At 62.7% G+C, this 24,022-nt stretch carries 24 protein-coding genes and 1 pseudogene; 16 read left to right on the top strand and 9 right to left on the bottom strand.

What is annotated here, in order from left to right; genetic code table 11:
* Positions 1-184: 184 nt before the first annotated feature.
* Both BVH03_RS02115 and BVH03_RS02120 read right to left on the bottom strand, forming a co-directional pair.
* The gene (locus BVH03_RS02115; RefSeq protein ID WP_083639980.1) at positions 185-1,486 is read right to left on the bottom strand and encodes an OmpP1/FadL family transporter; all 1,302 of its coding nucleotides are present in this window, start codon (positions 1,484-1,486) and stop codon (positions 185-187) included.
* Positions 1,487-1,646: 160 nt separating this feature from the next.
* Positions 1,647-2,126 carry a hypothetical protein gene (locus tag BVH03_RS02120; RefSeq protein ID WP_075959656.1) on the bottom strand — a complete coding sequence of 160 codons (480 nt, stop codon included), beginning with the start codon at positions 2,124-2,126 and terminating at the stop codon, positions 1,647-1,649.
* Between the two features lie 540 nt (positions 2,127-2,666).
* On the opposite strand from BVH03_RS02120, the gene dapA reads away from it, so the two are divergent.
* The 8 genes from dapA to BVH03_RS02160 all read left to right on the top strand — a co-directional run bounded on the left by dapA (position 2,667) and on the right by BVH03_RS02160 (position 9,143).
* Positions 2,667-3,521 (top strand): 4-hydroxy-tetrahydrodipicolinate synthase, encoded by an 855-nt coding sequence (dapA, locus tag BVH03_RS02125; protein WP_075959657.1) that lies wholly within the window; start codon positions 2,667-2,669, stop codon positions 3,519-3,521.
* A 56-nt stretch (positions 3,522-3,577) separates the two neighbouring features.
* Positions 3,578-4,711, top strand: a complete 1,134-nt coding sequence (gene rnd, locus BVH03_RS02130; RefSeq protein WP_075959658.1) for a ribonuclease D — start codon at positions 3,578-3,580, stop codon at positions 4,709-4,711.
* Positions 4,708-5,001, top strand: coding sequence for a YcgL domain-containing protein (locus BVH03_RS02135; protein WP_075959659.1), 294 nt, complete (start codon positions 4,708-4,710; stop codon positions 4,999-5,001). The genes rnd and BVH03_RS02135 overlap by 4 nt, the downstream gene beginning before the upstream one ends.
* 15 nt (positions 5,002-5,016) lie before the next feature.
* Positions 5,017-5,946, top strand: coding sequence for a D-2-hydroxyacid dehydrogenase (locus BVH03_RS02140; protein WP_075959660.1), 930 nt, complete (start codon positions 5,017-5,019; stop codon positions 5,944-5,946).
* Between the two features lie 83 nt (positions 5,947-6,029).
* Positions 6,030-6,479 carry a YcgN family cysteine cluster protein gene (locus tag BVH03_RS02145; RefSeq protein WP_075959661.1) on the top strand — a complete coding sequence of 150 codons (450 nt, stop codon included), beginning with the start codon at positions 6,030-6,032 and terminating at the stop codon, positions 6,477-6,479.
* A gap of 119 nt (positions 6,480-6,598) precedes the next feature.
* On the top strand, positions 6,599-7,825 hold the full coding sequence (locus BVH03_RS02150) for a hypothetical protein (protein WP_075959662.1): 1,227 nt from the start codon (positions 6,599-6,601) through the stop codon (positions 7,823-7,825).
* 80 nt (positions 7,826-7,905) lie between these two features.
* Positions 7,906-8,538 (top strand): LysE family translocator, encoded by a 633-nt coding sequence (locus tag BVH03_RS02155; RefSeq protein WP_075959663.1) that lies wholly within the window; start codon positions 7,906-7,908, stop codon positions 8,536-8,538.
* 215 nt (positions 8,539-8,753) lie between these two features.
* The gene (locus BVH03_RS02160; protein ID WP_075959664.1) at positions 8,754-9,143 is read left to right on the top strand and encodes a hypothetical protein; all 390 of its coding nucleotides are present in this window, start codon (positions 8,754-8,756) and stop codon (positions 9,141-9,143) included.
* 55 nt (positions 9,144-9,198) lie between these two features.
* Here BVH03_RS02160 and BVH03_RS02165 read toward each other — a convergent pair whose 3' ends face one another.
* A complete protein-coding gene (locus BVH03_RS02165; protein ID WP_075959665.1) occupies positions 9,199-9,666 on the bottom strand; it encodes an RNA methyltransferase in 468 nt (155 codons plus the stop codon).
* A 57-nt stretch (positions 9,667-9,723) separates the two neighbouring features.
* Positions 9,724-10,092: a YajD family HNH nuclease gene (locus tag BVH03_RS02170; protein WP_075930688.1), complete on the bottom strand. Its 369-nt coding sequence runs from the start codon at positions 10,090-10,092 to the stop codon at positions 9,724-9,726.
* Between the two features lie 120 nt (positions 10,093-10,212).
* On the opposite strand from BVH03_RS02170, the gene BVH03_RS02175 reads away from it, so the two are divergent.
* Positions 10,213-10,476, top strand: a complete 264-nt coding sequence (locus BVH03_RS02175; protein WP_075959666.1) for a hypothetical protein — start codon at positions 10,213-10,215, stop codon at positions 10,474-10,476.
* Positions 10,477-10,506: 30 nt separating this feature from the next.
* On the opposite strand, the gene BVH03_RS02180 is transcribed toward BVH03_RS02175, so the two are convergent.
* Positions 10,507-12,546 carry a S9 family peptidase gene (locus tag BVH03_RS02180; protein ID WP_075959667.1) on the bottom strand — a complete coding sequence of 680 codons (2,040 nt, stop codon included), beginning with the start codon at positions 12,544-12,546 and terminating at the stop codon, positions 10,507-10,509.
* 188 nt (positions 12,547-12,734) lie between these two features.
* On the opposite strand from BVH03_RS02180, the gene BVH03_RS02185 reads away from it, so the two are divergent.
* The 3 genes from BVH03_RS02185 to BVH03_RS02195 are packed head-to-tail and all read left to right on the top strand — an operon-like array spanning position 12,735 to position 14,577.
* A complete protein-coding gene (locus BVH03_RS02185; protein WP_075959668.1) occupies positions 12,735-13,208 on the top strand; it encodes an MFS transporter in 474 nt (157 codons plus the stop codon).
* Positions 13,209-13,232: 24 nt separating this feature from the next.
* The gene (locus BVH03_RS02190; protein ID WP_075959669.1) at positions 13,233-14,009 is read left to right on the top strand and encodes a class II glutamine amidotransferase; all 777 of its coding nucleotides are present in this window, start codon (positions 13,233-13,235) and stop codon (positions 14,007-14,009) included.
* Positions 14,010-14,043: 34 nt separating this feature from the next.
* Positions 14,044-14,577: a DUF2937 family protein gene (locus BVH03_RS02195; protein ID WP_075959670.1), complete on the top strand. Its 534-nt coding sequence runs from the start codon at positions 14,044-14,046 to the stop codon at positions 14,575-14,577.
* Positions 14,578-14,769: 192 nt separating this feature from the next.
* On the opposite strand, the gene BVH03_RS02200 is transcribed toward BVH03_RS02195, so the two are convergent.
* The 3 genes from BVH03_RS02200 to BVH03_RS02210 all read right to left on the bottom strand — a co-directional run bounded on the left by BVH03_RS02200 (position 14,770) and on the right by BVH03_RS02210 (position 18,176).
* The gene (locus BVH03_RS02200) at positions 14,770-15,948 is read right to left on the bottom strand and encodes a VWA domain-containing protein (RefSeq protein ID WP_075959671.1); all 1,179 of its coding nucleotides are present in this window, start codon (positions 15,946-15,948) and stop codon (positions 14,770-14,772) included.
* A 205-nt stretch (positions 15,949-16,153) separates the two neighbouring features.
* Positions 16,154-16,999 (bottom strand): MoxR family ATPase, encoded by an 846-nt coding sequence (locus BVH03_RS02205; protein ID WP_075959672.1) that lies wholly within the window; start codon positions 16,997-16,999, stop codon positions 16,154-16,156.
* 103 nt (positions 17,000-17,102) lie between these two features.
* Complete coding sequence (locus BVH03_RS02210) at positions 17,103-18,176, bottom strand: DUF748 domain-containing protein (protein WP_075959673.1); 1,074 nt, start codon at positions 18,174-18,176, stop codon at positions 17,103-17,105.
* A 134-nt stretch (positions 18,177-18,310) separates the two neighbouring features.
* Between BVH03_RS02210 and cysK the strand changes: the two genes are divergently transcribed.
* The gene (gene cysK, locus BVH03_RS02215; RefSeq protein ID WP_075959674.1) at positions 18,311-19,285 is read left to right on the top strand and encodes a cysteine synthase A; all 975 of its coding nucleotides are present in this window, start codon (positions 18,311-18,313) and stop codon (positions 19,283-19,285) included.
* 105 nt (positions 19,286-19,390) lie between these two features.
* On the opposite strand, the gene BVH03_RS02220 is transcribed toward cysK, so the two are convergent.
* Positions 19,391-20,278: a DMT family transporter gene (locus tag BVH03_RS02220; RefSeq protein ID WP_075959675.1), complete on the bottom strand. Its 888-nt coding sequence runs from the start codon at positions 20,276-20,278 to the stop codon at positions 19,391-19,393.
* 327 nt (positions 20,279-20,605) lie between these two features.
* On the opposite strand from BVH03_RS02220, the gene BVH03_RS02225 reads away from it, so the two are divergent.
* The 3 genes and pseudogenes from BVH03_RS02225 to BVH03_RS27130 all read left to right on the top strand — a co-directional run.
* Positions 20,606-22,777 carry a TonB-dependent receptor gene (locus BVH03_RS02225; protein ID WP_083639981.1) on the top strand — a complete coding sequence of 724 codons (2,172 nt, stop codon included), beginning with the start codon at positions 20,606-20,608 and terminating at the stop codon, positions 22,775-22,777.
* Positions 22,778-22,963: 186 nt separating this feature from the next.
* Positions 22,964-23,089, top strand: coding sequence for a PA1414 family protein (locus BVH03_RS26715; protein ID WP_256574596.1), 126 nt, complete (start codon positions 22,964-22,966; stop codon positions 23,087-23,089).
* 465 nt (positions 23,090-23,554) lie between these two features.
* Positions 23,555-23,836, top strand: a pseudogene (locus tag BVH03_RS27130) (PAS domain-containing protein); the annotation flags it as partial.
* Between the last annotated feature and the right edge of the window lie 186 nt (positions 23,837-24,022).

The raw sequence follows: 24,022 nt of genomic DNA on the forward strand, positions 1-24,022 counted from the left end.
CTGCTCACCTGAAAGGTTGGTCGCGACCTTTCGAATCGTACAAAAGCAAACGCCCCGAACAATGTCGGGGCGTCTGATGGGATCACTACCTGCATCAGCGACTTTTCACACGCTCTGAAAGGCCGCGATTTTATTATGAGCGGAGCGGGCTCGACCAGGTTGCTGCGGCCGAGCCTGGCTTGCGTCAGAAGCGGTAGGTCAGAGAAGCGCCCAGACCATGGGCACTGTTCTTGTAGGTGGCGTTGTAGCTACCGCGAGCCGGGCTCGCGCGGTTGATCTCGACTTCTTCTTCCTTGAGGTAGGAGTAGGCCAGGTCGATGGTCATGTCGTCGGTCGGGCTCCAGCCGGCGCCCAGGCTGAAGATCGTCCGGTCGCCGGATGGGATACGCGGCGAACGATCGGTGTTGTTGGTCGGCGTCTGATCGATGGCGATACCGGTGCGCAGCACCCACTGCGGGTTGACCTTGTAGGACAGGCCGACGGCGTGAGCCCAGGTATCGTGCCACTCCTGCTCTTCGACGATGGTGCCGAGCGAGCCGGCAAATGCACCGCCTACGCCTTCGTTCTCGATGCGCAGCTCCTTGAAGCGGCTCCAGCGCGTCCAGGTGCTACCTGCGTAAAGCGTCCAGGCATCGTTGAGTTCATGAGTGAAGGACACATCCACCGACTCGGGGGTCGTTACATCCAGCGACGCATCATACTTGCCCGCCGATGTACCGATTGCCGGGCCTGGTCCCGAAACACGGGTGTCACCTTCCAGTTCATATTTGACCCGCGAGCGATAGGTCACGCCAACGCGGGTTTGCGGGGTGAATTCGTAGAGCACGCCGGCGTTGAAGCCGACCGCGGTATCGTCACCCTTGATCTTGACCTTGCCGTCATTGGCGCCGGCCGGGCCGAACGGATTGGTCAGCGAGGAGCTCAGTTCGCCTTCGATATGGTTGAACGTCGGGCCGAAACCTACCGACAGCTTGTCGTTGAAGCGATAGCTCAGGGTCGGTTGTACGGTGATGACCCGTACATAACTCTTGTCGGCAAAGTAGCGGCCCTGAAAGCCGTTTTCATACTCGGTGGCGAGGCCGAACGGGACGTAGACGCCAATACCGAATGCCACTTTTTCATCCAGTGGTTTGACGTAGTAGCCCATGGGTACGCCAGTGGTGGGGACCATGTCGCCATCGTTACTACCGCCATTTGCGCCACCGCCGCCCGCAGCCGGTGCGGTGGTGCTGCTGGTGTTGCTGATACGGCTCTTGGCATGAATGGCTGCGACGCCGAAATTGACCTGTTCGCGCTGGATGCGCGCCATGCCGGCCGGGTTGCCGAATACCGTACTGGCGTCTTCCGCCGAAGACGAACGACCGGCGAACGACATGCCCATGCCGGCGATGCTTTGCTCGTTGAGCGCGAAGCCGCTGGCCAGGCCGTAGGTGGAGGTGGATGCGATGGCGATTGCCAGACCGGTTCTTAGGATTGTTTTACTCACGGGGTGCTCCATGGCTGGGTCGGGGAACTCTCGCTTGCTGACTAAGCGGCAATTCGGAAAGTTCAGGGTAAACACGATCCTTCGAGGTTGATGCTGTCCCTGAAATGCAGGATATAGAGCCTTTCGTGACTTGGCACCTGTGACTCTGCAGTCATTTTTTTCAGGCGACGGCTGCCAGTTCCAGGATGCAGCGTTGCCAGGCGCGGACGAATTCGCTCGGTTGGCGACAAGGCGCGAAGACCTGTTGCCAGATCAGCGCCTGGGCGCCCAGATCATCCGCGGCGGGCAGTTCCTGGTACCGTTGCTCGATAAGCAGCCAGGCGATGGCCGTGGCGTAGCGCAGGTTGACGGTCAGCTCGAAGTGCGGTGCGCCGAGAAACGCATGCTGGCTGGCCAGGCCACGGACCCGACTGGCGAGGTCAGAGCTGCCGGCCAGGTGGTCGTCCCACAGGTGCTGGTGGTGGCGCGCCGAAATTCGGTACAGGCCGTAGCCGTTGTGGTTGTCCAGTTCGGCGCCCAATGAAGACTGACACGCGGCAATGCCCAGCAGCAGCGCTTCGGCGGCGACGGACTGACTGTTCAGATACAGCAAGGTCGGGCGGATCACATGTTGGTTCAGGTCACTGGCGGCGATTCCCATACGAGCCTCTACGGGGGAGGTGACCGGTGGGGGAGGGCGCGGGTAGCAGGGCGATGGCTGCCAGAGGCGTCGTTGTTCAGATTCGATGACCGAAAATCCCACTGGGAGCAGCGCTTAGCCGCCCAACTTGAAGCGTAGTGGGATATTCATGCTGTAAAAGGCTGTTTTTAAATCGTTTGAGGATTTAGCTCGGCCTGCATATAGCCAATTGGAACTGCCAGGCCTCCTGAAGCTGCGCTGCTGCGAGATTGACACCGTTGCTTCGGGTTCGGCAGTATCGGGGCCTGATCGCCTTGCCGAGCGCCCCATGTTCACCATCTCCCCGCCCATGCTTGCTGCCCGTAGCCTCGTCGCTACGGCTCAGTGCGTGTGCCTGGACGCTGGCAAGTCGAAGAAACAGTCGCTCATTTGACCGGGGCGCGCTGTCCCGTCAGATGGGCTGACAGGACAGAGGCGCTGAGTCGAAGCATCCCTTCGCTACACTCCCTTCCCGCGCTCCATCGACGGTGACCAGACGGTCTATACCGAGGAGTTGCAAGCATGTCTACATTTTCTGGTATCTGGGTTGCGTTGGTAACGCCGTTTCGCGGCGGGCAGGTGGATCTGCCGGCATTGCGATCCCTGGCCGCGCACCTGATCGAAAGCGGTGCGGCCGGGCTGGTGGTCTGCGGCACCAGCGGCGAGGCGGCAGCCCTGGATGAACAAGAGCAGTTGGCGGTGCTTGATGCGGTGCTCGAAGTGGTACCGGCCGGCCGCGTGGTGATGGGCCTTGCCGGCAACAACCAGGCGGCAGTGCTGGCCCGCCTGCAGCGGATTCAGCGTCGCCCGCTGGCCGGCATCCTGGTGCCGACACCTTATTACATAAGGCCGTCGCAAGACGGCTTGCAGGCGTTCTTCCTGGCTATCGCCGAGGCCTCGCGGTTGCCGATCATCCTTTACGACATTCCCTATCGCAGCGCCGTGATTCTTGAACTGCAGACCCTTCGGCAACTGGCCCGGCACCCACGCATCGTGGCGATCAAGGATTGCGGCGGTGATAGCCGCAAGACCCAGGCGCTGATCGCCGATGGCGTGCTCGATGTGCTCACCGGCGAGGACGAGCAGATCTTCGCCACCCTGTGCCTGGGCGGCAGCGGCGCCATTTCCGCAGCCGCGCACCTGCGTACCGGCGACTTCGCCAGAGTGGTCAGCCTGCTGCGCAAGGGCAACCTGCTTGCCGGGCGTGCGCTGTTTGTTGAGCTGTTACCGTGGATACGCCTGGCCTTCAGCGAGCCGAACCCCGCGCCGGTCAAGGCCGCGTTGGCGTTGCAGGGCATGATCGCGGATGAACTGCGCGAGCCCATGCTGTGCGTTTCCGATGGCTTGAGGGCGCAGTTGCGCGATGAATTGCCATGAGCGCACGGCAGGGGCTCACGGGATATACTGCGCAGCAATCTTTACGGGAGAGCCGCGTGACCATCGAAATTGTCTGGATTCGAGACGACGCCAGCCTGGCAGCGCAGTGCGCTGTCTGGCGCAAACAGCCCTTTGTGGCGCTGGACACCGAGTTCATGCGTGTCGATACCTTCTACCCGATCGCCGGTCTGCTGCAGGTCAGCGAGGGCGAGCGTGCCTACCTGATCGATCCCTTGCTGATCGGCGACTGGGCACCATTCGCCGCGCTGCTCGAAGACCCGCAGGTGATCAAGGTAGTACACGCCTGCAGCGAGGATCTGGAGGTGTTCCTGCGCCTGACCGGCAGCCTGCCGGCACCGCTTTTCGACTCGCAACTGGCCGCCGGCTACCTCAACCTCGGTTTCTCCATGGGCTATTCGCGTCTGGTGCAGGCGGTGCTGGAGATCGAGCTGCCCAAGGGCGAGACCCGCTCCGACTGGTTGCAGCGTCCGTTGTCCGAGACCCAGGTCAGCTACGCCGCCGAAGATGTCGTGCACCTGGCCGAACTCTATCGTCGCCTGCAGGCCAGGCTGTCCGCCGAGAAGAACGCCTGGGTGCTCGAGGATGGCGCTGAGTTGGCCGCCGGCTTGCGCCGCGAGACGTTGCCCGAAGACGCATACCGCGAAGCCAAGCTGGCCTGGAAACTGTCCCGCGCGCAACTGGCCGTATTGCGTGCTTTGTGTGCCTGGCGTGAGCGTCAGGCGCGGGCGCGCAATCAGCCGCGCAACCGTATCCTGCGCGAGCATTCGCTGTGGCCGCTGGCGCGCCATCAACCGAACGACCTGGTCAGCCTGGCGCGCATCGAGGACATGCACCCGAAAACCGTGCGCCAGGACGGTGAGACCATCCTGCAGTTGATCCGCGAGGCCGCCGCACTGCCACCGGCCGAGTGGCCGCCGGCGATGCCCGAGCCGTTGCCGATCGAAGCCTCGGGGCTGCTCAAGAAGCTGCGCGCGATCGGCCAGCGTGAAGGCGAGCGCCTGGAAATCGTCCCCGAACTGATGCTGCGCAAGAAGACCCTCGAGGCGCTGCTCAAGAGCGGCTACCCGAACGGCCCCTACCGCCTGCCCGACAGCCTGCGCGGCTGGCGTCGCGAATTGATGGGCCAGGCGCTGCTCGACTGCCTGGCCGATGAAGGAGAAGCTGCTTGAAACGTATCTGCTCGATCTACCGCAGCCCGCGCAAGCACGAGATGTACCTCTACGTGCTGCGTGCCGACGCGCTGAGCCGGGTGCCCGAGCCGCTGCTGAATGCCTTCGGCGCGCCCGTGCATGCCTTCGACATGGTGCTCACGCCCGAGCGCGTCCTGGCGCGCGAGGACATCACCAAGGTGCTGGAGAACCTCGACAACCAGGGCTATCACCTGCAGATGCCCCCGCCGGAAGAGGATTACATCCAGCATCTTCCTGAGGAACTGCTGCGCCGTAACGATCCGGTCTGACGGGAGAACGATGCCATGCGCGTACTGATCGCCGAGCAGGATCACGCCGAGTACCAGCGGTTGCTGCGGCAGGCTGCGCCACAGCTCGAACTCGTCGTGGGCGAGGGCGCGGCGCTGGCCGAGCAGGCCGCCCGTTGCCCGGTCTGGCTGGGTGAACCCGACCTGTTCGCCAGCCTGCTGCGCGCCGGCCACAAGCCGGCCTGGCTGCAGTCGACTTGGGCGGGCATCACACCGCTGCTGGCGGACGATCTGCCCCGCGATTATCGGTTGACCCGTGCGGTCGGCGTGTTCGGGCAGATCATGGCCGAGTACGTGTTGTGCCATATGCTCGCCCATGAGCGCGAGCTGGTCGCCCGCCAGCAGGCGCAGCGCGAACGACGCTGGGATGGCCGCCTGCCGGGCAGCCTGGCAGGGCGCCGGGTGCTGATCGTCGGCACCGGCGAAATCGGCGCGGCGGTCGCCCGCTTCCTGCAGCCGTTTAACGTCGAATTGAGCGGCGTTGCCAGCAGCCCGCGAACCCTGGCGCCGTTCACTGAAGTGGCTACGCTCGAGGAATTGCCGCGGCTGGTGGCCCAGGCCGATTACGTCGTCAACCTGCTGCCCAACACGCCCGCCACCCGGGATATCTATGACGCCGCCTTGCTCGCTCGCTTCCAGCCCTCGGCGGTGCTGATCAACGCCGGGCGTGGTACGTCGGTGGTCGATGAGGATCTGGTCGCCGCGCTGGCTGCTGGCCGACTGGCCGCGGCGGTGATCGACGTCTGCCGCGAAGAACCGTTGCCGGCCGGCCATTCGTTCTGGAATGCGCGCAACCTCACGCTGACCGGGCACAGCGCAGCGCCGACCCTGCCGCACCTGCTGGTCGAGTTGTTCCTGGCCAACCTGCAGCGTTATCAGGCTGACGCCGAGTTGCATGGTCTGGTGGATTTCGCCCGCGGCTATTGAGCGCGCCGTCGCGCGCGGCTTGTACTGTGCGGTCGGCAGACCTAGACTGCCGGCCTTTTCGTGCCCTCCCTGCAAGCTCGACCATGGCCGCACCTGCGTATCCCTTCTGGCAACACAAGACCCTCGATCAGCTCGACCATCAGGAGTGGGAGTCGCTGTGCGATGGCTGCGGCCTGTGCTGCCTGCAGAAGCTGGAGGATGAGGACGACGGCGCGGTGTATTACACGCGCATCGCCTGCAAGCTGCTCGATCTGCAGACCTGCCGCTGCAGCGACTACCCGAGCCGCAAGACCTTCGTGCCCGACTGCATCCAGCTCACCCCGGCCCAGGCCGATCAGTTCCAGTGGCTGCCGCCGACCTGCGGCTATCGGCTGGTCAGCGAGGGCAAGGAGTTGCCGTCCTGGCATCACCTGGTGTGCGGTGACCCCGATGCCGTGCACCGCGAGCGCGTTTCCCAGGCCGGGCGCATGCTCAGCGAAAACGCCGTGGCCGAGGACGATTGGGAAGATCACCTGATCTTTCGCGCCGGCTGAGTGTCTGTGATGAGCCGTTAAGGCTCGTTTAAGCACGCTGGTGTTTGATGACGCCATTGCGCATAGTCTTGTGCGCTGATCCCCGTGACGCATCGCTTGCCCGTTCTGGAGTCTCCCGTATGTCGATTCGCTGCCTGCTGCTGTCCGCTGTTCTGTTGAGTACCGGCACACCCTTGTGGGCCGCCGAGAAGGTCGATCTGGATTACAAGGTCAAATTCCTGCCGCAGAGCGACGAGGCAGAGGTGAGCATCACCCTGGAAAAGGGCGAGCGTGTGCGCGGGCTGAATTTCAACCTCGGCGACGAAGGTTATTACCGCGACTTCAAGGCCGACGGCGAGTGGAAGCCCGAAGGCGATAACCGCGGCCTGTGGGTGCCCGGCAAGGGCAAGCGCACACTGAGCTACAAGGTGCGTGTCGATCACCCGCGCGGGGAAGGCCGCTTCGATGCACGCATGGCCGAAGACTGGGCGTTGCTGCGCGGTGACGACCTGATTCCCAGCGCAGTCCTCAATCAGATCGATGGCACCGACCTGGTCGCACGCCTGGAGTTCGACCTGCCCAAGGGCTGGAGCAGCGTCGAGACCGGCTGGCCGCGGGTCGGCAAGAACAAGTTCCGCATCGACAACCCGCAGCGCAAGTTCGACCGGCCCACTGGCTGGATCCTGGCCGGCAAGATCGGCACTCGCCGGGCCAAGCTCGGCGAAACCCAGGTGACCATCGCCGCGCCAGTGGGCGAGGGCATGCGCCGGATGGATGCGCTGACCCTGCTGACCTTCGTCTGGCCGGAAATGCAGGCAGTGTTCCCGCGCGATCCCGCCAAACTGCTGGTGGTTGGCGCCGGTGACCCGATGTGGCGCGGCGGCCTGTCGGCGCCCAACTCCTATTTCATGCATGCCGATCGCCCGCTGGTCAGCGAGAACGGCACCAGTTCACTGGTACACGAGCTGGTGCATGTGTTCAGCCGCATCAGCGACACCGACAAGAGCGACTGGATCAGCGAAGGCATCGCCGAGTACTACGCCATCGAGGTGATGCGTCGCGCCGGTGGGCTGAGCGAAGACCGCTACCAGAAGGTTCGTGAGCACCTGATCAAATGGAGCAAGCCGGTCAAGTCGCTGCGTACCGAAAACTCCACCGGGCCGGTTACCGCCCGTGCGGTGTTGTTGTTGCAGGAGCTCGATCGTGAGATTCGCCAGGCCACCAAGGACGGCCAGCAGCGCTCTCTGGACGACGTGGCCCGCGGCCTGATGCGCCTGGACAAGGCCAGCACCAAGGACTTCATCGAAATCACCGAGAACGTCATGGGCCGCAGCTCCAAGGTGCTCGATACACGCCTGCTGCGCTGACCGCGCAGTCCCCTGCGCGGCGCTTGCGCAGGGGGCTTCGCGATCCTAAGCTCGCGAAAATTCTGCCGCGAGTACCCTGCATGTTTGGTATCGAACACTTCGCCCTGTTTCTCACCGCCACCCTGGCGCTCAACCTGACGCCAGGCCCTGACATGATCTATATCGCGTCGCGCTCCAGCGCCCAGGGCACCACGGCGGGCCTGGTGTCCAGTCTCGGGATCGGTGCAGGTTGCCTGGTTCATGTGCTGGCCGCTGCCTTCGGCTTGTCCGCCCTGCTGATGATGTCGGCGGTGGCGTTCAGCGTGGTCAAGTGGGTCGGCGTGATCTATCTGATCTGGCTAGGCCTGCAGTTGATCCGCTCCGGCTGGCGCGCGCAGGAGCAGGTGAGCCTGCAGCCGGTGGGGCTGCGCCAGGTGTTCGTGCAAGGCGTGCTGGTCAATGTGTTCAACCCCAAGGTGGCATTGTTCTTCATCGCCTTTCTACCGCAGTTCGCCCATCCGGAATCCGAGTCTTTCGTCTGGGAAGTGCTGTTCCTGGGGCTGATCTTCAGCCTCTGCGGCATCTCGGTAAACGCCGGTGTGGCGGTGCTGAGCGGGCATTTCGGTGGCCGGCTCGGCCACAACCCGACGTGGCGTCGCTGGCAACAGAGCCTGTCGGGCAGCGTGATCATGGCAATGGGCATCGGCCTTGCGTTCAGTGAGCGAAAAGCCTGATCTATCGACTTTATAGATAATTTATCATCGAAGTGAAAACACCCGGCACGGTATCTAAACCGACCGGGTGTTTTGCTTGTAAGCCCCGTCATTGCTGGATTTGGTTGAGATATCAATAGAGTCGATCTTTACTATTCTCGCGATCGAGTTTTTCATCAAATTTTCTTGAGTAACATGAGCCCCATACCCACTTATTGCCTCCCAAGGAGCTCATCATGAAAACTGAATTCATCGCCAGCCTGTTCATCGCCACGCTTGCCAGCGCCGCCTTCGCCTTGCCGCAAGGCCCGATAGAAGCCACTACTTCGCATTCGATCAGCACTCAGAAAGTGGCTGAAGACGGTTACAAGCGTACCGGGGGCAAAATTGCCGAAAGCGGTTTCGAGCGCGTTGGTGGCAAACTGGTCGCCGAAGATGGCTACAAGCGTACTGGCGGCAAGATCGCCGAGAGCGGCTACGAGCGTGTCGGTGGCAAACTGGTCGCCGAAGATGGCTACAAGCGCACTGGCGGCAAGATCGCCGAGAGCGGTTATGAGCGCGTCGGTGGCAAGTTGGTTGCCGAAGATGGTTACAGCCGTACAGGTGGCAAGGTCGGAATGTCCTGATCGGTCAGCCGCGAAACGAAGCCCGGCGTCGTCCGGGCTTTATTTTGCCTGAGATTCAGTACTTGGCGCCGGTGCGGGTGTTGCTGCCTTTGGCGAGGCGATCATAGAGCACCACGTTGACCGTGGCCGCCAGATTCATGCAGCCCTCGGTGGGGATGTAGACCACTTCCTCGCACCAGTCGCGGATGCTCTTGTCGAGCGAGCCGTCTTCGGGGCCGAAGATGTAGAAGGCGCGATCCGGGTGGGTATAGCTGGGCAGGGGTCGTGCGCCATCGACCAGCTCCACGGCGACCGGCGTACAACCCAGGGGGATGACCTTTTGCAGGTCGTCGATACCGATCAGCGGAATGTCCAGGTGCACGCGTTTGGTGTCGGTGACGAAATCGCGGGCACGCTCGTAGCGTTTACCGGTGTAAAACACCGAGGCCACGCCATAACAGCCGGCGGCGCGCATCACGGCGCCGACGTTTTCCGGCGATTTGGGGTTGTAGAGACCGATGCAGCTGTATCGTTTGTTGCCCACGGATCAGGCCTCGAGAAAAGGGCCGGCATTATACGTTCTGTGGACCCCGTGCGCTGCTCAGGACTTTTTCTGCAGCAGCTCGGCCAGGTTGGCGAACGCCTTGTGGGTGGTCTTGGGGCCGGTCTGGCTGGCCGTGGAGCCTTCGCTGAAATACTGTTGATCGGTGTAGCGCGCGTGTTCGTTGTCGTGACAGAACAGGCACAGCAGTTCCCAGTTGGAACCGTCTTGGGGGTTGTTGTCGTGGTTGTGGTCGCGATGGTGCACGGTGAGTTCGCTCAGGCGCTTGCCGGAAAATTCGCGAGCGCAGCGACCACAGACGTGCGGATACATGCGCAGGGCCTTGTCCCGGTAGCCTTCTTCACGGCTGCGTTGGGCCTCGGCGAGGATGCGGTCGAGTTTGGAGGTAGGCGTGGACGGGCTGCTCATGGTCGTTCCTTGCTGGTGGACCTGGGCAGTATATAGGCAGGGCTGCGGATTCAGTCTGCACTTTCCGTCGGCATGCGCTGCCCAATGCAGCACGTCCCATTGCCTCTTGGAGTACAGAGCATGCGCACACCGTCACTCTTGCTGATCAGCCTGCTGTCGCTGGCCGGTATCGCCCAGGCCCAGCAGCAACAGCTGGCATCGTCCGAACCCGCTGGCGCCGTCCAGACGCCGCAGGTGCCTGACCCGTCCAAGGTCGACCCTGAAACGCCGCCGGTGATCCGTGATGGGCGTGACAACGATGAGTCCACCAAAGAGGCCGACGATGCCGCCGAGCATCAGCAGGAGCTGACGCCCGAGCAGCCGGGCGAGCAGATTCCAGACTGATACTTGTGCGTTGTCTGCGCCGGCAGCTGGCTAATGGCCTGCCGCGCGCAGGCCGAGCACCTTGAACACGAAGGCATATTCCAGCGCCACATCGCGGATCGCCTGGTAACGACCGCTCATGCCGCCATGGCCTGCGCCCAGGTCGGTCTTGAGCAGCAGCAGATTGTCATCGGTCTTCAGCTCGCGCAGCCGCGCCACCCATTTGGCCGCCTCCCAATACTGCACCCGGCTGTCGTTGTAACCGGCTACCGCCAGGATCGCCGGATAGCGCTGCGCGCGCACGTTCTCGTAAGGCGCGTAGCCCTTGATTCGCGCGTGCACCTCCGGTTGGTTGGGGTCGCCCCATTCGTCGTATTCGGTGACCGTTAGCGGCAGCTCCGGGTTGAGCATGGTGTTGAGCACGTCGACGAAGGGCACCTCGGCAATGGCCGCAGCGAACAGCTCCGGTCGTTGGTTGAGTGTCGCGCCGATCAGCAGGCCGCCGGCGCTGCCGCCGCTGATGGCCAGTTGCGACGGGCTGGTGAAGCCCTGGGCGATCAGGTGTTCGGCGCAGGCGATGAAGTCGCTGAAGCTGTTCTGCTTGTGGGCGAGCTTGCCGGCGCGGTACCAGGCTTCGCCCAGCTCGCCGCCACCACGAACATGGGCGATGGCGAACACCACGCCGCGATCGAGCAGGCTTAGCCGCGCGTGGGAAAACCACGGGTCGAGGCTTTCACCGTAAGCGCCATAGCCATACAGATAAAGCGGCGCTGCCTGGCCCAGGGCGTCACGACGTGCCACCAGGCTGATCGGCACCTGGGTGCCATCCGCCGCGGTCGCCCACAGGCGCTGGCTGAGGTAGTCGTCGGCGGCGAAGTCGCCGAGCACCGGGGTTTCCTTGAGCACCCGTTGAGTGCCATCGGCCAGATTCAGTTCGCGGATCTGCGCCGGACGATTGAGCGCCTCGTAGCGCAGGCGGATCACCGGGCTGGTGAACGCCAGGTTGTCCTGCACGTACAGGCTGTAAGCCGCATCCGGCAGGCTGACCCGGTAGCCGGCCATGGCCTGTGGGCGCACGTCGATCACCGGCAGGCCGCCTTCGCGCAGGCTGAGCACCAGCGCCGACTCTGCCAGGCTGACGCCTTCGAGCATGATGTGCTCGTCGTGTGCCACCAGCTCCTGCCAATCGGGCCGCGTGGGCTGCTCGGGCGTCGCGCTGTACAACGCGAAGTTGATGCCGCTCTGGTTGCTGCGGATCAGCCAGGCCCACTGGCCGTCCAGTTTGCCGTGGTCGGCGTAGTACTCGTGGCCTTCCTCGCGCGGGGCCAGGCACTGAAAGGCCTGGTCGGGGGTGTCGGCATCCAGTACCCAGGATTCCGTGGTGGTCTTGCTGCCGAGCAGCAGCACCAGTTGGCGCTCGGAACTACTGCGATAACAGCTGAGAAAGAAGCGCTCGTCGGCTTCGTGGAAAACCTGGGTGCTGCGCCCATCGCCGAGACGGAAGCGGTGCAGGGTGGCAGGGCGGTGCGTGTCGTCCAGCTCGCCGTAGAACAGGGTCTGGCTGTCGTTGGCCCAGGTCATGCTGCCGTCACAGTCTTCGAATGGCAGCTCGGTGACGGCGCCGCTGGCCAACTCCTTGACGAACAGCCGATAGATCTCGTCGCCGCTGGTGTCCAGACTATAGGCCAGGCGCTGCTGATCCGGGCTTATGCTGAATGCACCGAGGGACAGAAAGCCACCGGCGGCAATCTCGTTGGGATCCAGCAGCAGCTGCTCGGCGTTGTCGTCGAGGTTCAGGCTGCCATCGGTCGGGCGAGGGCAGCGATAATGGCGGGAATACTCGTCGCCAGCGGTGGTGCGCTGGTAATAGAGGTAATCGCCCCAGGGCGTGGGCAGCGACAGGTCGGTCTCGCGGATGCGCGCCTTGATTTCCTGGAACAGCTGTTCGCGTAGCGGCAGGTCGTCCAACTGGCTTTCCAGGTAGGCGTTCTCGGCACGCAAGTGCTCGAGCACCTCGTCGCTGTCACGCGCTTCGAGCCAGTGGTAGGGGTCGCGGCCAGGGGCCTTGCGGGCGATAGGGGCGGTGGTCATGGGCGTCTCCAGAGCGCGGGGCGGCCGACGGGTGCACTTCGAAAAGCGTTGGTGTGCGCTCGTTTAGAAATGTCCCGAAGGCGCCTAACCGGGTAAAAGCCGTTATCATAAGCGTCTTTGCCGTTCGGCAAGCGCGCAAATGCGCACGCGTCCGCACGAGCCCAGTCAAGCCAGGGAACACCGCCCGCATGATCGAAAACGACTATTTACTTGCCTGGGGCGCCTATGCAATAGCTGCGCTGGGCTGCCTGCTGGTGTGGTTCAGGATTACCAGCTGGATGTGGCGCTACCTGCGCGAGCCATTGCGGGTACTGGTGGCGATCCTGTTGTTCTGCCCGACCATCGTCGACCCGGCCAAGGAGCTGTTTGCCCCGGCCGTGGCGATCGTCGCTCTCGACCTGTTGTTCAAGGTCGGCAGCAATGCCTGGCGCGCGGTGGCGGATCTGGCCATGTACGGGATGATCGCGTTCGCCGTCTACCTGGTGTTCGTGGCCATTCGCTGGCCGTTCCTGAGCCGCGCGAAGGCGCGCAAGGCAGCGCGTGAAGAGCAGCAGGGCGAGGACAGCGACCTGACCCTGCGCGAACGCCTGCAGCAGGAACAGGAGCCGACTTATTCGGCGCCCCGCAGCAATCGTGGCACGCGCGTCGGACCGCGTCTGTAAGCCCGATCAACCGAGAACCCGGCCATGTGTGAATTGCTCGGCATGAGCGCCAACGTCCCCACCGACATCGTCTTCAGCTTTACCGGGCTGATGCAGCGGGGCGGGCGTACCGGGCCGCATCGCGATGGCTGGGGTATCGGCTTCTATGAAGGGCGTGGCCTGCGCCTGTTCCAGGATCCGCGAGCGAGCAGCGAGTCGGAGGTGGCGCAACTGGTGCAGCGCTACCCGATCAAGAGCGAGGTGGTGATCGGCCATATCCGCCAGGCCAACGTCGGCCGTGTGTGCCTGGCCAACACCCATCCTTTCGTACGCGAGCTGTGGGGGCGCAACTGGTGTTTCGCCCATAACGGCCAGCTGGCCGACTTCCGCCCGGCCCTGAGCTTCTACCGTGCAGTGGGCGACACCGACAGCGAGTCGGCCTTCTGCGACTTGCTCAACCGTATTCGTAGCGCCTTCCCGGAAGCGGTGCCGGTCGAGGTGCTGTTGCCTGAACTTGTCGCGGCCTGCGCGGCCTATCGACAGCATGGCGTATTCAACTGCCTGCTCAGTGACGGCGATTGGCTGTTCAGCTTCTGCTCCACCAAGCTGGCGCACATCACCCGGCGCGCACCCTTCGGGCCTGCGCACCTGCGTGACGCCGACATGAGCGTGGATTTTCATGCCGAAACCACGCCCGACGACGTGGTTTCGGTGCTGGCGACCGAGCCGCTGACCGACAACGAGCAGTGGTCGCTGTACCAGCCGGGCGAATGGCGCCTGTGGCGCGGGGGCGAATGCATCGCCCAGGGCCTGAGCAACTGACTGATGTCCCGCGTGGCGGGGCCACGAGGGAAGGATGATAAGAAGCTATCTGCGTCTGGCGTTGTTCGCCCTCGGCCTGTTGCTGGGCGTTCAGGTGCCGGGGTTCATCGACGATTACGCCAAGCGCGTCGAGGCCCATCGTCTGGAGTCCGAGCAGAGCCTGAGCGGCTTTCGCGACACCGCCCGGCGTTTCTTCGATGGTGATTTGCAGCGGCTGGTCGGCCATTACCGCAACAGCAGCGACCCGGTGATGCAGAGCGATGCACGCAGCGTCGGCCTGCTGGTCGAGCGCTCGGCGCTGCTGGAACAGGAATCGTTGGCCATGCAGGGGGCCTGGTACCGGCAGGTCTGGCACCTGGCGACCGCGGCCGATGCACAGTTGCTGGCAGAAACCCGCGCCGCTTATCGCTACCAGGTGCTGCTGGCGCCAGAGGCCATCGCCTGGGGCATCGCTTGCGCGCTGTTCCTGGCCTGGGTGGTGGAAAGCATTCTGCTATTGTTGGCTTTACCGTTCCGCCGCCGCGAACGCCGCCGCGTGCCCGAGCGGCAGACGCCGCGCATGCGCTAAGCGCTTGAATCCTGGGGTGGGTTAACGACGCTATACCCTGAAGGTCAGGGCGCATCTTTTTCGGCGCGTCGCGTAACCCAGCAAGCGACATTCGGCATTGCCTAAGATGCGTAGCCTGGGTTGAGCGAAGCGATACCCAGGTTGCCAATCTCCCGGGTGTCGCTGCGCTCGACCCAGGCTACAGACGGCCAGTTACTTGGCCAGAAAGCGCATGCCGTCTTCCAGGCCCTGCAGGGTCAGCGGGAACATCTGGTCGCTGATCAGATCGCGGATGATGCGCGTCGAGCTGGTGTAGTCCCAGGCTTCACGCGGGTAGGGGTTGATCCAGATGAGCTTCTTGTAGGTTTCCATGAAGCGCTGCAGCCACAGGTAACCCGCTTCCTCGTTCCAGTGCTCGACGCTGCCACCCGGCTGGGTGATCTCGTAAGGCGCCATGGCCGCATCGCCGATGAACACCACCTTGTAGTCGGCTCCGTACTTGTGCAGCAGATCATGGGTGGAAACGCGTTCGGCATTACGGCGCAGGTTGTTCTTCCACACCGATTCGTACACGCAGTTGTGAAAGTAGAAATACTCCATGTGCTTGAACTCGGTACGGCAGGCCGAGAACAGCTCCTCGCAGACCTTCACGTGGGCATCCATGGAGCCGCCGATATCGAACAACAGGAGCAGCTTGACCGTGTTGCGACGCTCTGGGCGCATCTGGATGTTCAAAAGCCCGCCATCGCGGGCGGTGTGGTCGATGGTGCCGTCCAGATCCAGCTCCTCCTGGGCGCCCTGGCGGGCGAACTTGCGCAAGCGGCGCAGGGCGACCTTGATATTGCGCGTGCCGATCTCCACCGAGTCGTCGAGGTTCTTGTACTCGCGCTGATCCCACACCTTGACTGCCTTGCCCTGGCGCTCGCCGGCATCACCCACGCGGATGCCCTCGGGGTTGTAGCCGCCCGAGCCGAAGGGGCTGGTGCCGCCGGTGCCGATCCACTTGTTGCCGCCGGCGTGGCGTTCCTTCTGTTCTTCCAGGCGTTTCTTGAATGCCTCGATCAACTTGTCGAGGCCGCCTAATGACTGAATCTGCGCACGTTCCTCGGCGCTCAGCGAGCGTTCGAACTCCTTGCGCAACCAGTCCTCGGGAATCAGCGCTTCGAGGTGCTGATCGAGGTTTTGCAAACCGTCGAAGTAGGCGGCGAAGGCCCGGTCGAACTTGTCGAAATGGCGCTCGTCCTTCACCAGAATGGCGCGCGCCAGGTAATAGAACTCGTCCATGTCGGCGAACACGACCTTGCGCTCGAGCGCACTGATCAGGTCGAGCAACTCGCGCAGAGATACCGGCACCTTGGCCGCGCGCATTTCGTTGAACAGGTTGAGCAGCATGGCTGCACCCTCGTTTGTTAATCAGCCCTGATGCATTGCGTCAGCGCCATTTGCCGGTAACGGCTATTGGATCACTCGGTGCAAGGGCTCGCGAGCTAGAGCCAGGCAAGGCGGAATCAGGTGAGCAAGCGGAGTGTACTTTTGTACATGAGCATTGCGAACCTGATTCCAACGCAGCATGGCCGACGCGCAGCAGCCCGGTTTTTTACCGAGAAGTGCGGCGGGCCATGAAGGCGAGACGCTCGAGCAACTGCACATCCTGCTCGTTCTTCACCAGCGCGCCGGCCAGCGGTGGAATGGCCTTGGTCGGGTCGCGCTCGCGCAGCACCGCCTCGCCGATGTTGTCGGCCATCAGCAGTTTGAGCCAGTCGACCAGCTCGCTGGTCGAGGGCTTCTTCTTCAAGCCCGGCACCTTGCGTACGTCGAAGAACACGTCCAGCGCTTCGGCCACCAGGCTGTTGCTGATGCCGGGGTAGTGCACGTCGACGATCTTCTGCAGGGTCTGGCGATCCGGGAAGGCGATGTAGTGGAAGAAGCAGCGGCGCAGGAAGGCGTCCGGCAGCTCCTTTTCGTTGTTCGAGGTGATGATGATGATCGGCCGGTGCCTGGCCTTGATCGTCTCATCGGTCTCGTAAACGTAGAACTCCATCTTGTCGAGTTCCTGCAACAGGTCGTTGGGAAACTCGATGTCGGCCTTGTCGATCTCGTCGATCAGCAGGACCACGCGCTCCTCGGCTTCGAAGGCCTCCCAAAGCTTGCCCTTCTTGATGTAGTTGCGAACATCGTGAACCTTGTCGGCGCTCAATTGCGAGTCGCGCAGGCGGCTGACCGCATCGTACTCGTAGAGGCCCTGGTGCGCCTTGGTGGTCGACTTGATGTGCCAGGTGATCAGCCGTGTGCCGAAGGATTCGGCCAGTTGCTCGGCGAGCAGGGTCTTGCCGGTGCCCGGTTCGCCCTTGACCAGCAGCGGGCGCTGCAGGGTGATGGCGGCATTGACCGCGAGCTTGAGGTCATCGGTGGCGACATAGTGCTCGGTGCCTTCGAACTTCATCGGGAATCCTCACGCGGCAGGCAAATGCGAAAGAGGCGACTATAGCGCGCCCGGCGCATGGGTGTGAACGCGCCTGGGGTATTCAGTCATTGAATGGACGCGCTCAGGGTTCTTCAGCAGCGTCGCGTTCGAAACCACTGTTGAAGGCCTGCACGAAGCCGTTGCGCAGAATGCCGATGAATGCCTGGAAGGCGCTGACGTCTTGCTGTTTGGTGCTGCCGCGTAGCTCCACGCGGGTGGCGATCTGGTCCTGCGGGCGATTCTTCAGCACCTTCTCGCTGCCAGCGACCACCGCCTCCCAGATCGAGCGGAAGAAGCCCTTGTCGGCGTTCTCGACATCCTGCTGCCAGTCGAACACTTCGACGTTGCGCAGCAGTGGTTTGATGTAGCCGCTGAGCTGGGAGTCTTCGGCAAAGGCCTCGATGACGATATCGCCGGTGCCCGATTTGAAGTCGAACTTGCCGTACGCGTTGGCCAGGTCGTTCAGGCGCGGCAGTTCGATATTGGTGGCCCGCACGCGGAACTCGAAATCCTGGAAGTTGTGGAAGGGGTCGAACACCGCACTGGCTTCCAGCGGCGCCTGATCCATCAGCTTGGCCTTGCCCTCGAAGCGCGCCACGCGATCGCCCTGTTCGTCGGCCACGTTGGTCAGGTTGTAGAGGCTGGCCTGGATATCGTTGGCCTTGAGCTTCACTGGCGGCGAGGCGTTGAAGTTGTAGAAACCCAGGGTGCCGTCGTTGACGCGTACCTCGTTGAGGGTGATGGGCAGCAGCTTGTCGAGCTGCTCGCGCCAGTCGGTGCCTTCACCGGTCTGCGAGTCTTCGCGGCTCTTGCCGTCGACGAAGTTCACCGCTGGCCGTTCGAACACCACTTGAGCAACCACGGCCCGTTTTTCCAGCAGCTCGTTCCAGCTTACCGAGATATCGATCTGCGGGGCGTCGACGAACGGCACCGGCAGCTCCTGGGTGACCTTGACGATGCGCAGGCCATTGATGCGATAGCCGCCGCGCCACAGCGCCACGTCGATATCGTCGATATGCCCACGGTAGTCGCCCATCTCGGCCAGCTTGTCGTTCAGGTAGTTGCGCACCATGTAAGGCAGGGCGATGTGCACGACCAGTATCAGGGCGAGCAGGCCGAGGCAGATCCACAGGGGCAGGCTGTAGCGACGTTTCATCATGGGCGTCCGGTTACACGGTGTGTGGAGTGGACTGCTGCCGATCCGCCGGAGTTCGAATTTCCAGACGCTGGACGCGCCTGGGCTTGAGGCATAGGCTGACGAGCTCAGTCATGACAAGGAACCGATACACCATGAGCCGCATATACGCAGACAACGCACAGGCTATCGGCAACACGCCCCTGGTGATGATCAACCGCCTCGGCCCCAAGGGCGTGACCATTCTGGCCAAGATCGAAGGCCGCAACCCGGCCTATTCGGTGAAGTGCCGGATCGGCGCCAGCATGGTCTGGGACGCCGAGTCCCGTGGCGTACTCAAGCCGGGCATGACCCTGGTCGAGCCGACTTCCGGCAATACCGGCATCGGTCTGGCCTTCGTGGCCGCCGCCCGGGGCTACAAACTGATGCTGACCATGCCGGCCTCCATGAGCCTGGAGCGTCGCAAGGTATTGAAGGCGCTCGGCGCCGAATTGGTCCTGACCGAGCCGGCCAAAGGCATGAAGGGCGCGATCGAGAAGGCCGCCGAAATCGCTGCTTCCAACCCCGAGCAGTACTACATGCCCCAGCAGTTCGAGAACCCGGCGAACCCGGCGATCCACGAGAAGACCACCGGCCCGGAAATCTGGAACGACACCGAGGGCGCCATCGATGTGCTGGTGTCGGGTGTCGGCACGGGCGGCACCATCACCGGTATTTCCCGTTACATCAAGCGGACCCAGGGCAAGGCGATCCTGTCCGTGGCGGTCGAGCCGGTTTCCTCGCCGGTGATCAGCCAGACCATCGCCGGAGCTGAAGTCAAACCCAGCCCCCACAAGATCCAGGGCATCGGCGCCGGCTTCGTACCGAAGAACCTCGACCTGTCGCTGGTCGATCGCGTCGAGCAGGTCACCGATGAGGATGCCAAAACCATGGCCCTGCGCCTGATGCGTGAAGAAGGCATTCTCTGCGGGATTTCCTGCGGCGCGGCCATGGCCGCAGCGGTACGCCTGGCCGAACAGCCGGAGATGCAGGGCAAGACCCTCGTGGTGATTCTGCCGGACTCCGGCGAGCGCTACCTGACCAGCATGCTGTTCAGCGACCTGTTCACCGAGCAGGAGTTGCAGCAGTAGATTTGCGCGACCAGATCGTTCCCGGTGCTCCGCGTGGGAACGCCTTACGGGACGTTGGGTGGTCTGCCAATTGGTGGGCTTCAGCCCACCAAAACCGCGCCTGCATCAAGCCGGCACCTTTGCTCCAGGTCGAACCACCAGCCACAACGCGATGGCGATCAGCACACCGCCGTACAGGTGCGCCCAGGACAGCGGCTCGCCGAGCAGCAGCGCACCCCAGAGCACGCCGAAGATCGGGATCAAAAAGGTGGTGGTCGACGCTTTGATCGGCCCGATGTCGTTGAGCAGGCGGAAATACAGCACATAGGCGAAGGCCGTGCAGCCCAGTCCCAGGCCCAACAGCGATGCCCATTCCAGCCAGCCACCCCAACTGTGCGGAGCCTGCAGCGCCAGCGAGCCGGCGAACAGCGGCAGCAGAAACAGGCTGGCGCCCAGCAAACTGCCGAACGCGGTTAGGCGATTGTCCAGGCGTCCCGCTATCCAGCGCCGCGTCAGAAAACCCGCCACGCCGTAGCAGGCGGTCGCCAGCAGGCAGGCGAGGGCGCCCAGCAGCAAGCCCGTGTCCAGCTCTGCCGGCCCGCTGCGGGTCAGCACGGCGACACCGAACAGGCCCAGGGCGACACCGGCTGCGCGGCTCATCGTCATCGCTTCGGCGAAGAACAGGGTGCCGATCAGCACGCCCATCATCGGCGTGGTGGCATTGATGATCGCCGAGTAACCCGCCGGCAGCACCAGCGCGGCCATGCTGTACATGGCCGATGGAATGCCGGCATTGATTATTCCGAGTATCAGGCACAGGCCCAGCTTGCCTTGGAAATCCCACTTGACCCGCATCAGCAACAGGATCGCCAGCAGGCCCAGCATGGCGATCGAGGCGCGAAAGAACGCCGTCGGCATGCTGCCGATGACCGGCGCGACGATCCGCATGAACAGGAAGCTGGCGCCCCAGATCGCAGCGAGCAGCAGGAGGCGCAGCATGTCGGCAGGGCGCAAGGCAGGCTCCCATCGAAGAATGAAGGGCGGCAGTGTTGCTGGATGATGCACGCAAGGCAAGCTCACCGTTGGCCGGTATGGGCTGACCGTCGCACTGCGCGGCGTGCCCAGGGTTGCGCGTCCGGGCGTGCGGCAGTCATCCGGCACTACTGTTTGAACGACCGCGTTGGCCTACGGGTCGCACCTCAGGCCTGCAACGGTCACAATGGCGGACTTTGCGACCGTGTGGCTGAGCTGGCCAGCGGTCAGGTCTCCCGCCATGCCCGGACCATCCGATCCGGGTTACTGCGCCACGGGGTACCGAGTCGAACTATTAAAGGATCTTCCATGAGCTGTAGCCCCCCATCGCGCACCTTCGAACTTTCCCGTCTGAGTAGGGCCATCGTGCTGTGCAGCTGCGCGGCTGCTGGTACAACGCAAGCGCAGGAGGCTGCTGGCAGCCTGGTGCTCGAACCCAGCGTGATAAGTGGTTCGCGCAGCGCGGCGCAGCGTTTCGACCTGCCGTTCTCGGTGGACAGCATCGACCGCGAGCAGATCAGCGACGGCCAGTTGGGCATCAATGCTTCCGAGGTGCTGACGCGGGTGCCTGGGCTGGTTGTGCAGAATCGCCAGAACTATGCCCAGGATCTGCAGATATCTTCCCGTGGTTTCGGTGCGCGCTCGGCCTTTGGCGTGCGTGGGCTGAAGTTGATCAGCGACGGCATTCCCGCCAGCACCCCGGACGGCCAGGGCCAGGCGGCGACCTTCAACCTCGACACCGCAGAGCGCATCGAGGTACTGCGCGGGCCGGCTTCCACGTTGTACGGCAGTAACGCCGGTGGGGTGATCCAGGTGTTCTCCAGGGACGGTGTCGGCCGACCGCGGGTGGGCGCCGAGACATTGATCGGCAGCGATGGCATGACTCGCAATCATCTTACCGCCGAAGGCGAGGCGGACGGCGTCGGCTTCGTGCTCGATGCCTCGCGCATGGACACCGATGGCTATCGTGACCACAGCTCGGCGCGCCGCGATCAGACCTTCGCCAAGCTCAACTTCAAGCCCGATGAAGACAGCAAGCTGGCGCTGATCTACAGCAGCCTGGAGCAGAACGGTACGCAGGATCCGCTTGGACAGGCTTGGGAGGCTTACAAGGCGGATCCGCGGTCGGTTGCTTCAAATGCTACTCGGTACAATACGCGTAAGAGTATCGATCACCAGCAGATGGGCGCGAATTATGAGCGCTATTTTGATGACTCCACATTGCAACTAACGGCGTATGCAGGTAAACGCCGTGTCGTTCAATATCTGGCCATTCCGATCGAACTCCCTTCTGGGCCGGGTGCAAACCCCGTCAATCCGCAAGCCAATCCTCGTCATAGTGGTGGGGTCGTCGGTTTCGAGCGGGAGTTTCATGGTGGCAGCGTACGCTGGCTTCAACCAGTGGACGGCGTTACCGGCAACCTTCAACTAGTCTTTGGTTTGGACTACGACCAGAGTCGGGATGATCGAAAGGGCTACGAAAACTTCGTTGGCACCCTGCCTGATGTCACTCGTGGAGTTAAAGGCAACTTGCGCCGCGATGAAGTGGATACCGTTACCAGCCTGGATCCCTACGCCCAGGCCACCTGGACCATCGGCGACTGGACCCTGCAGGGTGGCTTGCGCTACAGCACCGTTGAGGTGGATGTCGATGACAAGTACATCGTCGGTGCCAATGGTGACGACAGCGGCACCAGGCGTTACGAGAAGGCCACGCCATCGGTCAGCATCGGCTACGCCTTCACGCCTGACCTGAACGGCTACATCAGTGTCGGCAAGGGCTTCGAGACGCCCAGCCAGGCAGAGCTGGCCTATTCCCAAGGAAACGCAGGTTTCAACTACGGCCTCGAACCTTCGGAAAGCACCCAATATGAAGTCGGCCTGAAGGCTCGCGTCGCAGGTGATACCCGTATCAACGCTGCGATCTTCCAGATCAATACCGATGACGAGATCGTCGTGCTGGAAAACAGCGGCGGCCGCACCAGCTACCAGAACGCCAGCAAAACCCTGCGCCGCGGTTTCGAGCTGGGCGTCGAGAGCCAGCTCAATGAGCAGTGGTCGGCAGCACTGGCCTACACCTATCTGGCTGCGACTTATGATTCGCGCTTCGTCGCAGGGAGCAACACCATCGACAAGGGTAACAACCTGCCCGGCGTGCCGCGCACCACGTTGTTTGGCGAGCTGGCCTGGAAGCCGGTCGATGGCATCAGCACCGCGCTCGAGGGGCTTTATCGCAGCAAGGTGTATGTGGAAGACACCAATACCGAAAGAGCTGCGCCGAGCTATGCGGTATTCAACTGGCGGACTCGCTTCGAGCAGCGCTTCGGCCCCTGGAAGACCCATCAGACCCTGCGGTTGGACAACCTTGCCGACAAGCACTATGTCGGCTCGGTAATCGTTGGTGACGGTAATGGCCGTTTTTACGAAGCAGCGCCAGGGCGCTCCTGGTACGCCGGTGCTGGCGTCGAGTATCAGTTTTGAGTACGGCGGCGCGAGCATCCCGGTAAGGCGACGCCGCTGCGTTCGCGGCGTTCCTTAGGAGATTAGGCGACGGTCGGTAGCGACTTGCAACGCTTTGAGGTTGCCTGGCTCTCCACTCCCGCTCAGGTTTCAGCTACTCTGAAATCAAGCGGTCACCATAGCCGCGCGTAGTTCGAGGAAATCCTTATGAAAGCCTGGTTCGAAAAGATCACTGCCCAGCTCAACGCGCTGTCCGCCCCGCGCATGCAGCCCATCCCAATCCGTAGCGACCAGCAACGCCGACTGGCCGAAGAGCGCCGTCGCCGCCGCTGATTACCTGCGCGTACCCCTCGATGAGCGTCATTCGCGACGCTCGTCATAGATCGCCACGCACTCGAGGTGTTTGGTGCTCTTTTTCTTTTTTAGCGAATAACCTGTCTAACAGGCCTTTGTTCATGCATTGGCCGGTTTTTGCGTGTGTTGCTAATTTCTCCAGATCCTTTTTCGAATAGTGCCCGTCAGGCGCATTAGTGGTCTGCGCCCGGTGACTGCAAAGCTAAAACGAAATTGGTTCGCGCCGCCTCAAGTCATCGGACCTCTTGCCGACAAAGTGAATAGTCCTGTTCTTGGGCGGAGGCGGGGGTGTGGCAAGGTGCCGTCGGGCCAAATTCCATGCCTTCTCTCCATGCTTCGAGCGATTGCAGACCAACCGCTTTCCCGTGCTGCCACAGTAGTTTGCTGTGCTAGACATCGTGGAGTGGCAAGGACGTACCCTTCACGTATCAAAGGATCGCAACCATGCGTCAGAATCTGCCGGTGACTCAACGGGAAAGGACTTTTCCCGGCAATGAGCGGTTGATTTCCACCACTGATCTGAACAGCAAGATCACTTACTGCAACGATGCTTTCGTGGCCATCAGCGGGTTCACCCGCGAAGAGTTGATCGGCCAGCCGCACAACCTGGTACGCCATCCCGATATGCCACCTGCGGTGTTCGGCCATATGTGGGACACCATCAAGCAGGGCAAGCCCTGGATGGGTATCGTCAAGAATCGCTCGAAGAACGGCGACTTCTATTGGGTCAGCGCCTATGTCACGCCGATCTACCAGAACGGCCAGGTTGCCGGTTACGAGTCGGTACGTTCGTTGCCCACCGAAGAGCAGAAACGTCGCGCTGAAGCCTTGTACGCGCGGTTGCGCGCTGGCAAGCCGCCGGTGCCGAAAATCGAGCATCTTACTTACGATTTGATTCGTTCCTGGCCGCTG

The organism is Pseudomonas sp. PA15(2017) (assembly GCF_001945395.1).
Classification (GTDB): Bacteria; Pseudomonadota; Gammaproteobacteria; order Pseudomonadales; family Pseudomonadaceae; genus Aquipseudomonas.